This window comes from Tenacibaculum larymnensis, assembly GCF_028829235.1.
Taxonomy (GTDB): Bacteria; Bacteroidota; Bacteroidia; order Flavobacteriales; family Flavobacteriaceae; genus Polaribacter; species Polaribacter larymnensis.
In genome coordinates this window covers 97877-111468 of sequence record NZ_JAIWJY010000004.1, presented here as the reverse complement: position 1 = coordinate 111468, position 13592 = coordinate 97877, and the positions used below count along the sequence as shown (strand labels likewise).

Annotated in this window: 11 protein-coding genes; 6 read left to right on the top strand and 5 right to left on the bottom strand. The window is 32.2% G+C overall.

Annotated features, from left to right (window positions below; genetic code table 11):
• The first annotated feature begins 68 nt into the window (after window positions 1-68).
• Genes LCI24_RS07395 through LCI24_RS07385 form a run of 3 tightly spaced genes read left to right on the top strand, consistent with a single transcriptional unit; the run spans window position 69 to window position 2379 of the window.
• A complete protein-coding gene (locus tag LCI24_RS07395; protein WP_125067666.1) occupies window positions 69-518 on the top strand; it encodes a Fur family transcriptional regulator in 450 nt (149 codons plus the stop codon).
• Window positions 519-541: 23 nt separating this feature from the next.
• Window positions 542-1813, top strand: coding sequence for an adenylosuccinate synthase (locus LCI24_RS07390; protein WP_274639802.1), 1272 nt, complete (start codon window positions 542-544; stop codon window positions 1811-1813).
• Between the two features lie 32 nt (window positions 1814-1845).
• Window positions 1846-2379: a DUF1572 family protein gene (locus LCI24_RS07385; protein ID WP_274639801.1), complete on the top strand. Its 534-nt coding sequence runs from the start codon at window positions 1846-1848 to the stop codon at window positions 2377-2379.
• Window positions 2380-2435: 56 nt separating this feature from the next.
• On the opposite strand, the gene LCI24_RS07380 is transcribed toward LCI24_RS07385, so the two are convergent.
• From LCI24_RS07380 to LCI24_RS07365, 4 genes are all read right to left on the bottom strand, one after another.
• Window positions 2436-3155 (bottom strand): SCO family protein, encoded by a 720-nt coding sequence (locus LCI24_RS07380; RefSeq protein ID WP_274639800.1) that lies wholly within the window; start codon window positions 3153-3155, stop codon window positions 2436-2438.
• Window positions 3152-3928: a formylglycine-generating enzyme family protein gene (locus tag LCI24_RS07375; protein ID WP_420802987.1), complete on the bottom strand. Its 777-nt coding sequence runs from the start codon at window positions 3926-3928 to the stop codon at window positions 3152-3154. The genes LCI24_RS07380 and LCI24_RS07375 overlap by 4 nt, the downstream gene beginning before the upstream one ends.
• Before the next feature lie 30 nt (window positions 3929-3958).
• The gene (gene nirK / locus LCI24_RS07370) at window positions 3959-5413 is read right to left on the bottom strand and encodes a copper-containing nitrite reductase (protein WP_274639799.1); all 1455 of its coding nucleotides are present in this window, start codon (window positions 5411-5413) and stop codon (window positions 3959-3961) included.
• Window positions 5414-5556: 143 nt separating this feature from the next.
• The gene (locus LCI24_RS07365; RefSeq protein WP_274639798.1) at window positions 5557-6987 is read right to left on the bottom strand and encodes a pyridoxal phosphate-dependent decarboxylase family protein; all 1431 of its coding nucleotides are present in this window, start codon (window positions 6985-6987) and stop codon (window positions 5557-5559) included.
• A 138-nt stretch (window positions 6988-7125) separates the two neighbouring features.
• Between LCI24_RS07365 and LCI24_RS07360 the strand changes: the two genes are divergently transcribed.
• Together LCI24_RS07360 and LCI24_RS07355 are read left to right on the top strand one after the other, a co-directional pair.
• On the top strand, window positions 7126-8766 hold the full coding sequence (locus tag LCI24_RS07360; protein ID WP_274639797.1) for an OstA-like protein: 1641 nt from the start codon (window positions 7126-7128) through the stop codon (window positions 8764-8766).
• 5 nt (window positions 8767-8771) lie between these two features.
• A complete protein-coding gene (locus tag LCI24_RS07355) occupies window positions 8772-9950 on the top strand; it encodes an aspartate aminotransferase family protein (protein WP_274639796.1) in 1179 nt (392 codons plus the stop codon).
• An 11-nt stretch (window positions 9951-9961) separates the two neighbouring features.
• On the opposite strand, the gene LCI24_RS07350 is transcribed toward LCI24_RS07355, so the two are convergent.
• Window positions 9962-10789, bottom strand: coding sequence for a class I SAM-dependent methyltransferase (locus tag LCI24_RS07350; protein ID WP_274639795.1), 828 nt, complete (start codon window positions 10787-10789; stop codon window positions 9962-9964).
• Between the two features lie 366 nt (window positions 10790-11155).
• Between LCI24_RS07350 and LCI24_RS07345 the strand changes: the two genes are divergently transcribed.
• The gene (locus LCI24_RS07345) at window positions 11156-13588 is read left to right on the top strand and encodes a PAAR domain-containing protein (RefSeq protein WP_274639794.1); all 2433 of its coding nucleotides are present in this window, start codon (window positions 11156-11158) and stop codon (window positions 13586-13588) included.
• Window positions 13589-13592 lie beyond the last annotated feature (4 nt).

Sequence of the window (13592 nt, the reverse complement as noted above, 5' to 3'; positions counted from 1 at the left end):
TTTTTAACATCCTTGTATTTTATCAAGAAATAAACGTAAATTTGTCCTTTCGTAAAATTTAAAAATAAATGAGTAATTCAGCCGAAAATCAAGAAATTGTAAAAAAAGTATTCACTTCTTTTTTAGAAGAGAATAAACACCGTAAAACACCTGAACGTTACGCTATTTTACAAGAGATTTACGATGCTGATGAGCATTTTGATATCGAATCTTTATACATTAAGATGAAAAACAAAAACTATCGTGTAAGTAGAGCTACGCTTTACAATACGATGGATTTATTGTTAGACTGTGGTTTGGTTCGTAAACATCAATTTGAAGGACAATCAATGGCTCGTTACGAAAAAAGTTATTTCGATAAAAATCACGATCATGTTATACTTACTGATAGTGGTGAAGTAAAAGAGTTTTGCGACCCAAGAATTCAAATTATCAAAAAAACAATTGAAGATGTTTTTGATATAGATATTCACAATCATTCACTTTATTTCTACGGAACAAAAAGAAACAACAAATAAAAACACACTTAACAACACACTAAATGGCAGTAGATTTATTACTCGGACTACAATGGGGAGACGAGGGAAAAGGTAAGATTGTAGACGTTTTAACAAAAAACTACGATATAATTGCACGTTTTCAAGGAGGTCCAAATGCTGGTCACACACTAATTTTTGATGGAAACAAGCATGTATTACATACTATTCCTTCAGGAATTTTCCATAAAACAGCTTTAAACGTAGTAGGTAACGGAGTGGTTATTGACCCTGTTATCTTTAAAAAAGAATTAGAAAATTTAGATAAACATAACATTGATTATACTTCTAAATTATTAATTTCTCGTAAAGCACATTTAATTTTACCAACACATCGATTATTAGATGCTGCTTCTGAAACTTCAAAAGGAAAAGCAAAAATCGGATCTACTTTGAAAGGAATTGGGCCTACTTATATGGACAAAACTGGTAGAAACGGAATGCGTGTTGGTGATTTAGAATTAGACAACTGGAAAGAAAAATATAGAGCTTTAACTGAAAAACATTTAAGTATGTTAGCATACTTTGATGTTCAAATCGATTATGATTTAGACGAGTTAGAAGCTGAGTTTTCTAGAGGTATTGAGAAATTAAAAACATTACAATTTATCGATTCTGAAGAGTTCTTAAACACCGCTATTAAAGAAGGTAAAACTATTTTAGCTGAAGGAGCTCAAGGATCGTTATTAGATATTGATTTTGGAACTTATCCATTTGTTACTTCTTCAAACACAACTGCTGCCGGTGCTTGTACTGGTTTAGGAGTTGCTCCTAATAGAATTGGTGAAGTTTTCGGTATTTTTAAAGCATACACTACTCGTGTAGGTTCTGGACCTTTCCCTACTGAATTATTTGACGAAGACGGAGCTACTATGGCTAAAATTGGTCATGAATTTGGAGCTACAACAGGACGTGCTCGTCGTTGCGGATGGTTAGATTTAGTTGCATTAAAGTATGCTGTTGATGTAAATGGTGTTACACAATTAATGATGATGAAAGGTGATGTATTATCTGGTTTCGATACTTTAAAAGTTTGTACTTCTTACAACTATAAAGGAGAAGAAATTTCTCACTTACCTTATAATATTGAGCCAGAAAATGTAAGTGTAAACTATACTGAATTTAAAGGTTGGGAAGATGATTTAACAAAAATGACTTCTGCTGATGAATTACCTCAAAACTTATTAGACTACATCGCGTTTATTGAAAAAGAAACTGGTGTACCTGTAAAAATAGTTTCTGTAGGCCCTGATAGAAAACAAACAATTAATAGATAAAATTTAAAGGAGCTCAATTGAGCTCCTTTTTTATGATGGTAAAAGAATACTTAGAGAATATCACTACCCAATTTAAATCGTATAAAGAGGTAGCTGATAAAACGATTGCACAACTAGAAGAAAAGGACTTACACTGGAAATACAATGAGGAAAGTAATAGCATTGCTGCTATTATTGTACATGTATCTGAAAACATGTTATCTCGTTGGACAGACTTTTTTACTTCTGATGGAGAAAAAGATTGGAGAGATAGAGATGCTGAATTTGAAACTCATGATTTATCTAAAAATGAATTAATTGCTCAATGGGAAAAGGGTTGGAATTGTCTTTTTTCTGCTTTAGACTCATTAAATGAAGAAAATTTCAATCAACCTATTCTTATCAGGAATAAACAAGTTAAACTAATTGAAAGTATTACCAGACAAATAGCTCATTTTCCTTATCATATAGGTCAAATAGCTTATGTAGGTAAGATGATTTTAAACGACAAATGGCAAACTGCTTCAATAGCAAAAGGAAAATCAAAAGAGTTTATACAGGCTCAATTTGAAAAAAACAATTCATAAAAAAACGTCTTTTAGAAATTTCTAAAAGACGTTTTTAATAGGAAACATATGGCAGCTTATTTTTTTACTGTTTCCAAAATACTTGCTACAGTTTCTTTATTGTCTACACCTAAACCTTCTTGTTGATGCACTAATTCCCCTTCAGGATTAAATACACTTATTATATTTGAGTGTGAAAAATCTAACGGAGAAATTTGTTTGTATTTTACTGCCAACACATTTGCAAACTCTCTAACTGATTCTTCTGTACCTTGTAGGAAAGTCCAATGCTCATCATCCATATAATTTTCTTTAGCAAAAGCTTTAAGTTTTTCTGGAGTATCATTTTTAGGATCAATACTGATTAAAACATATTGTAAATCACTATTGTACTTCTTTGGTATTTTAGCCTCAATATTACGCATATCAGCAACCAATCTTGGGCAAGCAGCTTTACAGGTAGTATAAATCATTACCATTACCAACGTTTTACCTCTTAAATCTTCTAAATGAATACTTTTATTTTCTTCAGTTTTCCATTCTGATGTTAAATTGAATATAGAACTTTCAGAAATATTAGTAGCTAAAGCTATTTCTTTAACCTCTTTTTGATCTTTTTGTGTTAAATCCATTTTACAAACTGGACAAACTCCTTCTTCAGTATACGTTTTATCTCCCTCACATAACATTGGGCATTCATATACAATTACTGAACTCGTATTATTCTTTTCTTTTTTACATGAACTCAATAAAGTAATTGAGAAAAGAAGTATCATTATATATTTTACTACTTTCATTGTGCTGTATTTTTATCTTTTACACATCTAAAACCTAAGTTTCGCATTGTGTATTTAGCTTTTAAGCTTCCACGGGTAGCATAACGCATAAAAGCTGCATAATTCATTAAATCTGTCGACCCTATTGCTGCACTACCGCAAAACAAATTACTATCGTTATCAACGTCTTTACGAGACTCTCCCGATACCAATACCGAGTTAAAATCGGAAGTCCATTCCCAAACCAATCCATGCATATCATACACTCCCCAATAGTTTTTAAACGTAGAGCCTATAACATTATCAAAAGTTCTAGGTTTTTCATACCATCCTAAAATATATTCATTATACATTTTTAAAGTTCTTGCATCTGGTAATTTCTGATTAGCCATTCCTACATACTCCCATTCATCTACAGTAGGTAATCGTTTTCCTTGCTTTTCACAATAACACTTAGCTGCAAACCATGAAACATTCGTAACTGGCGATTTTAAACTAAGCTTCTCTCCTATTTCCGTATCACTTTTCCAATTAATAAGATAACTTTTATCAGCAAACAGCTTAATTACTTTAGATTTTCTCCACTTCGGATTTTCTTTTACAAACTGTAAAAAATCTTCATTGGTTACAGGGTATACATCCATTAAAAAATCTTGAATCGTAACTGTTGCTGAATCTCTACCGTACAAAGGAATATAACTTCCTCCTTTAATAGGAACCATTTTAGATTGACAATTCATATGGGAAATGCCTAAGAAAAATATACAAATTGTCAATCTTAAAATAGTTTTCATTTCTTTTAATTTTAAAGTTTTACTACGTTTTTAGTGGGCACTTTTTACTTCCATTACAGTATTTACACTAACATTGGTTTTATTATTGCCCCATGAGTTGTAAACATAAGTCAGTACATCTGCCACTTCTTGATCATTCAACGCTTGTTTAGTCATTACACTATTATATTTTTGACCATTTACAGTTATTTCTCCTGTTTTACCATGTAAAACAATATCGATAGCCCTCTTAACATCATCATTTAAGTAATCTGATTTTGCTAAAGGAGGAAATGCATTTGGAATTCCTTCTCCATTCGCTTGGTGACAAGCAAAACATGTTTTCGTATAAATTTGTTTACCATCAGCTATTTTTTGTGCTAATGATTTTTCTTGCTTAGAAGCAACAGCCTTTTCTTCTTTACCATTTGGCATTTCTTGAATTGTACCTCCTTCTGGGTTATAAATACCTTCTTGTTTTACTCCTGAATAAATCTTTTTACTCTCTTCTCCTTTTACCTTTAACATTCCTAAAGCACCTTTGTTAAAAGCTCTAAAAATAGCGTGATCTACTAAAATAAAAGTACCAGGAACGTCTACTTTAAAATCAACAATTGCTGCCCCACCTGCTGGTATTGAAGTTGTTTGAACATTTTTATTAATTACATCTCCTCCTTCTATATGCACATTGTCAAAAATTTCACCAATAACATGAAAAGATGATGTTAAGTTAGGCCCTCCATTACCTACAAATAAGCGTACTGTTTCTCCAACATTAGCAGTAATTGCATTATCTCCCGTTAAGGCTCCTACACTTCCATTAAACACTACATAATCCGCATCTTCGTCTACTGCTTTTCTCATATCAAAAGCTTGTAAACCTGGCTCTCCATTTTCTCCTTTTGTATAGAAATCTCCTTGCATAATGTAATATTCCTTATCAACCTTTGGTAAACCTCCTTCTGGCTCTACTAAAATTAGTCCATACATTCCGTTAGCAATATGCATTCCCACAGGCGCAGTAGCACAGTGATATACATATAATCCAGGGTTTAATGTTTTAAATGAAAATGTTTTTTCATGACCTGGAGCTACAAATGATGACGTTGCTCCCCCACCTGGTCCAGTAACTGCATGTAAATCGATATTATGAGGTAACCTATTATCTGGATGATTTGATAGTGTAAACTCTACTTCATCTCCTACTCTAGTTCTTATAAAGCTTCCTGGAACAGAACCTCCAAACGTCCAATAAACATATTCTACACCATCTGTCATCGTTCCTTCTTTTTCAAGGATTTCCATGTTTACCAGTAACTTTTTTGCGGATCTATTACCAACAGGTGCTGGAACATGAGGAGGAGCTGTTAATTCTGCTTCTATCGTTCCTTTAACTGCTATATCTGAAGCGCTCTTCATAGCTATACTTTCAGATTTTTCATTTTTACAACTAGCCATTAAAAACATAGCTGCTAAAATCATTGAAATTGTTTTCACTTGTTTCATCTCTCTTCTATTGATGTAGTTATTAATAATTTTATATAAAAGACTTTTTTATCTTTTATATAAGCAAAACTACTAAGAGAAAGGCTTTTGAAATATGACTTTTGTCATAAAAACAAAAAAAGGAGCTTTAAGCTCCTTTTAATTTATTCTTCTTTTAAAATTTCTTCTCCAAACTGATGACACAACTCTAGAGTTTCTTTAATATCGTCCATCGTTGTTTTTGGATTTATTAAACACATTCTCAATACTACTTGCTTATTTAAAATAGTAGTTACTAAAAATGCTTCTCTAGATTCCATTATCTTTTGAGAAATTTTCTGATTTAATTCATCAATTTCTTTTTCTGATAAGTTTAACCCGATAGGATTATATCTAAAATTAATTACTGCCAACGTAGCTGGTGAAATAATTTCCCAATTTCTACTTTTTCGTAACATTTTCTCTACATCATCTGCCAATTGGATATTGTAAGTAACAGCTTCTTTGAAAGCATCTAATCCATAGGTTTTGATGGACATATAAAATTTCAATGCTCTAAAACGTCTTGTTAATTGAATTCCATAATCGTAAAAGTTAATTTCAGATTCATTCCCTTCTATATCTCTTAAATATTCAGGTTTTTCACTAAAAGTACCACTTAACCAAGAAGCATCTTTTACTAATAAGCATCCTATTTCATAAGGTTGATAAAACCATTTATGCGGATCTACAGTAAGAGAGTCAGCTCTTTCAATTCCTCGTAAAGCTTTTGCTCCTTTTTCAGCTAAAATAGCCGCTCCACCATAAGCTCCGTCAATATGGAACCATAAATCTTCTTCTTCACATATATCTGCTATTTCGTCTAAAGGATCTACAGTACCTGTATTTGTTGTTCCTGCTGAAGCGATGTAACAAAATGGTTGTAACCCTTCTAATCGGTCTTTTGCTATAGCGTTCTTTAGTTTGTTAATACTAATTCTAAACTCTAAATCTGTAGGTAAAATTCGAATTTGTTCCTTTTTAAACCCTAAAACACGAATTGCTTTAATATTTGAAGAGTGTGCTTGATCAGACAAATAAATCACTGCTTTAGAAAAATCATCACCACACTTTAAACGTCTCGCGGTAACCAAAGCTGTTAAGTTTGCCATAGAACCACCACTGGTAAAAATTCCTCCTCCTTTTTCAACAGGAAAATTATACATTTTTAGTAACCAATTCATCGTTACAATTTCTAACTCAGCTGCTGCTGGAGAAACCATCCATCCACCAGAAAAAATATTAAATCCTGTTGCCAAACTATCTGCCATAGTACTAATAAAGTTACTAGGTCCAGGTACAAATGAATAAGCTTTAGGGTGAGAAATAACCGTACTGTTTGGTATCACATTGTCCATCACAAAGTCTAGCACCTTTTCAGCAGACATTCCTTTATTTGGGGCTTCTTGTAAGAAAATACTATCCATTTCTTTTCTAGAAGCACTAGCCACAGGCTTTTTTTGCTCTAAAGTAGCCCAATGCTCTGCAATTATATCTACAATTTTATATCCGTAAGACTTCATCTCTTCTTTTGATAAATCAAAATGAGCGCTCATATCTTTATAGTTTTTTAATTTGTTACAAAATTAACCATTTACTAAATGACAGCCTTTTATTTATCTTGATAATTTTATTTCTTTATTAAGATTTTGGCATATTCTTTTCATTATTTTTGTGCATTAAATCGTATTATTTTGAAAAAACTATTTCTATTAATTTTTATATTATTCTCTGTTGTAAGTTTTTCTCAAACAAAAAAAATCAAGATACTTTCTACCGAATTAAGTACTGCTGATGAAAGCAAGTACCCTGGAGCTACTATACTGATAGGAAAAGTTAAAATGTCGCATGAAGGAGCTACTCTAGATTGTAAAAGAGCACTACTTTACAAAGACAAAAACTTATTTAAAGCTATTGGTGAAGTAATTATTGAACAAGGAGATAGTATTATTCAATACAGTGATTTTGCTACTTATAATGGGAATACAAAAAAGGCCAAATCTTGGGGAAATGTAGAAATAAACGATAAAGAAATGACGCTAAAAACTGATACGCTTCATTTTGATAGAATCAATCAAGTATTATACTACCCTAATGGAGGAACTATCCGCGATACAAAAAACACTCTGAAAAGTGTAAAAGGAACTTATCTATTAAGAGAAAAAAAGTTTACAGCAAAATCTAAAGTAACAGTTGTAAATCCTGATAACCATTTAGAATCTGACCATTTAGATTATTATACCAATACAAACTTGGCTTATTTATACGGACCAAGTACCATTACAAACTTAAAGGATAGTACTAAAGTGTATTCCGAAAGAGGTTTTTACGATACTAACACGGATGTTTCATACTTCGTAAAACGAGCAAAATTGTTTTTAAAAGAGCGAACTGTTTCTGCCGATAGTTTGTACTATGACAAGCGTAACGGTTTTGCTTCTGCAACCAACAATATTAAAGTGGTAGATACTGTGCAAAATATGGTAGCTAAAGGAAATTATGCTGAACTATACGAGCACAAAGACTCCTTGTTCATTATTGATAGGGCTGTTGCTATTTCAGTATTAGAAAAGGACTCTATGTATGTAGCTGGAGATAAAATTTTACTAACAGGAAAACCTGAAAAACGTATTGCTCGTATTTTTAATAATGTAAAAATATTTAAGTCTGACTTACAAGGTAAATGCGACTCTATTCATACCAGTCAAGAAACAGGTTTAACCAGAATGTTTAACAGACCTATTTTATGGTCTAATAACAGTCAAATAACGGGCGATAGCATTCAACTACTCACTCATAAAGAGAGTAATAAGTTAGATTCATTAAAAGTATTACAAAATGCATTTATGATTCAACAAGACTCCATTCATAAAGATAACTTTAATCAAATTAAAGGAAGAAACATTTATGGTAAGTTTGAAGATGATGACTTACGAACTATGATGGTTAAGGGAAATGCTGAGTCTTTATATTATAACAATAATGAAGATACTCATAAATTAGAAACTATTACCAAGGAAATTGCGAGTGATATTGAGTTTATTTTAGAAGACGGAGAGATTGTTCAGACTACATATTTTAAGAAGTCTGAAGGAAAAACATACCCTCCTTCCGAATTTCCTTCAGAAGAGAAAAAATTTAAAGGTTTCTTATGGCGTGGTGACGAGCAACCAAAAACAGTAGAAGATATCTTTATAAAAGACTCTACTTCTACTATTCATTCCAAAAGAAAAAAACAACCTGATGTTGTTAAAGAAGCTAGGGAACAGTTTATTAATGAAACTTCAAAAAAGGAAGAAAAACAAAAAAAGCCTAACCTTAAAAAGTTAAAATAATTCCTGTGAAAGACGATTTTTTAAAATACCAAGGCCAAACCACTCCTCACCCATTAGCTATTGAAATTACACATGCGAAAGGGAGTTATATTTATGATAGCAACGGAAAACCTATGTTAGACTTCGTAGCTGGAGTTTCTGCAAATAGTTTAGGTCATAGTCACCCAAAGATTAACGAAGCTATAAAAAATCAGTTAGAGCAATATACGCATGTAATGGTGTATGGTGAGTTTATTCAAAAGCCACAGTTAGAATTGTGCAAAGCTTTAGCAACCACCTTACCTCCTAGCCTATCGTCTGTTTATCTAGTGAATTCTGGTACTGAGGCTACTGAAGGTGCTTTAAAATTAGCCAAACGTTTTACTGGAAGAAGTGAAATTGTTGCGGCTAAAAATGCTTATCACGGAAATACCCAAGGAGCAATGAGTGTTTGTGGTGCAGAACAACAAAATAGAGCTTTTCGCCCGTTAATTCCAGGAAATAAATTTATTGAGTATAACAACGAATTAAATTTAGAAAAAATTACTTCTAACACAGCAGGAGTTATTTTAGAAACCATTCAAGGCGGTGCTGGTTTTATTGAACCTAAAAACGATTACCTAACAAAAGTTAAACGACGATGTGAAGAAGTTGGAGCCTTATTAATTTTAGATGAAATCCAGTCAGGTATTGGACGTACAGGAACATTTTGGGGGTTCGAAAATTACAATGTTACTCCAGATATTATTATCACTGGTAAAGGTTTAGGTGGCGGAATGCCAATCGGAGCTTTTATAGCTTCTTTTGAAGTAATGAATTGCTTAAAAGAACACCCGAAATTAGGACATATTACTACGTTTGGTGGACATCCAGTAATTGCAAGTGCTGGTTTAGCAACGGTACAAGAGATTACTTCCTCTGACTTAATGGAAGAAAGTTTACGAAAAGAGGTTTTAATTCGTAACAAGTTTAAAAATCACCCAAAAGTTAAAGAAATTAGAGGTAAAGGGTTGATGCTTGCTGTATTAGTAGATACACCTGAAAAAGCTTCGCAAGTTATTTTAAATTGTTTAGATAAAGGATTGATTTTATTCTGGCTACTTTTTGAAGGAAGAGCCATTCGTATTACGCCTCCACTAACTATTTCTGACGAAGAAATAGAAAAAGGATGCGATCTTATTTTAAATGAGTTAGATAAGCTGTAGTCTATAGAATATTATTTCTTATAAACACCACTTTCCAAAATTAAAGAACCATTTTTAAAATGCTCTAATAAATTCAATAACTTAGGTTTAGTGGTCTCACCCATAAGAACATTAAGTCCAATTTTTGGTGGTCCCAATTCTTTTATTTTACTGAGCATTCCTTCAAAAAATTCTATTCCTGCTTGCGTTTGATCTTTAGAGGATACTTTCGTAAGGCCTAGTTTTGTTACTATATCATTCATTTCACTGTTTTTGAATAAAAAGCTATGATCTTCGGAAGTTGCCCATGGCATTGGATACTTAACTCTTTCATCATTATTTTTTAGAATGTCATAGTATAGAAAAAAGCCATTAGGTTTCAACACACGATTTATTTCCGAGTAAAATTTCTGCTTGTTAGGTACATTCATTTGAACATGCTGTGTCCAAACCACGTCAAATGATTCATTTTCGAACGGAAGTGCTGTTGCGTCTCCTTGGAAGAAACTTGTTTTAGACTCAAGTTTTACAAGCTGAGATAGCTTTTCTGCCGTCCTAATGTATTCCTTACTAAGATCTATACCTGAGGTAGTACAATTATATCTCTCAGCTAACATTCTACAAGGACCTCCTAGCCCACATCCAATATCTAAAACTGATTTATTATTAAGGTCTATAGATTCTGCCAACTCTTTTGAAACAGCTGCACCACGCACGTGAAATTCATCAACTCCAGCTATATCTTCTCGTGTAATATTTTTAAGGTCTTTTTCCATTTCTGATAGACGCTGTAAAATATCTTCATACAAGCTTTCTTTAAGATAATGCTGTTCAATTGTTTTGTTTAAGTGATTCATCATTATGAGTTTTAATTATTATTACTAACGTTTCTACCATTTTGTTACAGGGAAAAATTAGATTTTTTCGAAGTAAGGTTGTTATAATATAAATGTAGGGATAATTCACATAATCAACTAATTAAGACACATACTATCTTCAATTTGTTACTTTTTTAAGAAAGAGTAATTCACATTCCTCTACATTCAACATTTCTGATAAAGAAATCGAAAAAACTAGCACCTTTATCTTCTATAAATTAAATAAACTTTTAAAATAGAATTATCCTTTTTCATTATTCCTACCAATAGCCTCACCCAAAAACGAGTCTTAAAACACTGGTAATTAATACTTTTTTATTATTTTAGTTTGCAAAAAAATAAAAAGCTATGTCTAAAAAACCAGTTGCAACTCTAGGTAGTAATCATCAATGCCCAATGTATAGTGGGTCTACACCTCATGTTGGAGGACCTGTTACTAAAGGAGAACAAAATATTTTAATTAACGGTAAACCTGTGGCAACCATTGGCAGCATGTGCACATGTAATGCAGGTATAGATACTATAGTCACAGGAAATCCAAGTATTCTTGCCAATGGTAAACCCATAGTGTGTATAGGTGATATGACTGCACATGGAGGAACTATTACTGCTGGAGAGAGTAATGTTCTTGTTAGTAGTAGCTCACCGCAATCAACTGTAGTAATGCCTATTGATCAAATTCCATTTCCTGATATTAGTTTTAAAGACAGAATTGGTGCTGCTTTTACTGGTAATACAAAAATGCTCAAACAAGCTGAAGCTAATCAACAAAAAATAAAAGAACTTGCTGAGCAACAAGAAACAGAAGAAAAAAAGCTTCCAAAACTACAAGGTGAAATTATTTTTATAAATGGTTATTTAAGTGACTTTAAAACAAACAGCGAATCACACTGGAATGCTATAATGGATTTAAATCCTGATAAACCAGGTTGGTTTACCTCAAGAGGTGAAAATACTAATGAATACAAACGTACTGACCATGATGATTATTATACTGCCGAACAACGTGAAAAAGACCTACACAAAAGTAAATTTAGAAAAATAGTTGAAGAAAAGTTTAGAAACCCTAATACGTTAATTTTTAAAACTCCCGAAAGTAAGTATTATGGTTACTGGAACGATATCGCTAATGATTACAAAGCTACAGAAACCTATGCTAAATATTTTAATGCAGAAGGTAGAGTACATTACATAAACGGCTCTCATGGGTTAGGTAGTAGCGGAGCGCATAGAGTTGATCACGGTATTGCATTAGGTTATGAATGGGCTCGCCATAATTGGTTGCTTATAAAAAAAGAAAAAGTTGATGCGAAAAAAGGGGAATCTCCACAAATAGAAAGCTATTCTCCGCATTATAAACCCGTAACTATTGTTGGTCATAGTCAAGGTGCGTGTATGGCAGCAGGTGTAAAACTAGGTATTATTAAATATGCTAACGAAATGGGATGGAAAAAAGTAGCCATAAATACCATTTTTTTAGGAGTGCATCAACCTAAAGGATTGTATGGAAAAAACTACAATAGTCTTATTAAGAAAAAAACGCAAGAGTACATGGTTTACAAAAATGCTGTACTTAGGGGAGAAAATGAAGATAGCGGACATAAATTTTTAAGTGCTATTTCTGAATTATATAGTCCTAAATATAAAAAAGTTTTTAACAAACGAGGTTTATTTGAACATGTAAAAGCTATTTGTTACGATTGGAACGCTTATAAAAGTAGGGCTGTACAATTTACTTTTCCAAACGACAGAGGTGATTTAGTAACTATAGATGGAGATATACCAGAAATAAAAAGTGCCTGTCATCCTAAAAGGGATAAAACGTTATTTAGTGCTGAATATTTTCATAAACAAGATAGTATTCCCTCTTATTACCAAACACAACAAAATAAAAAAATCATTGATTTATCTATGTATGGAGCCGAAAGCGGATATGTAGTTGTTCCTCCTTATGTAGCTGAAGAACGTTACGATTACGATGCTTTAGAAAAATTAGACTCCCCCACTGTAAACCAACAAATGCATGGTGTACATTGGAAGGGTTATAGTAGAGTAGCCATACGCTGGGGAGTAGCTATGAATGCCTTTAAACTAGCTAAATCAAACTACCAAAAGTACACTAACCATAAGTTTGTCGCAGATGCTGTTGGTGATCTTTTAATTGGAATCTATACATTTATAGAAAACAATCATAAAAAAATAGCGTTATATAAAAAACTAATTGCTAGTTATAAAAATAAAACGATCAAAACTAACCTTATAAATTTATTTGAAGGACATTTTAAAACTACTATTAAGATACCTAAACACCTAACTCGTAAGTGGAGCTATTCTAGCGACGAAAAGTATGCTATCATTCTATACAATTTAGCCTATGTAACTTATCAAAATATGCTACTACAATACGCTCCCTTACAAAGTGCTGATTTATATGCTCACTTTGCTCCTGTAGGACATGTTTTACACACAAAATTATTACAAGATAAAAGTGGTAGTTTTAATGATCAGTACGGTAATACTTCTATATTTGAACGTATAAAGAATGCTGGAAAAGATAAGTTCTATAGAATGGTATATAAGAATAATAAGGATGGTTCAGAACTAACAGAAGAACAAAAAAGAGAACAAGAAAAAACAGAAGTGGAAACAAAGTTAATTAAAAAGCTTATCGATTCTTCTATTGCTGACACAGAGTATATAAATAATGTTATCAAAGCATACGTACACAAAAAGAAAAGTTATGAATCTAAATTATATGATGAAAGTAAAAATAAAAATTAGTGTT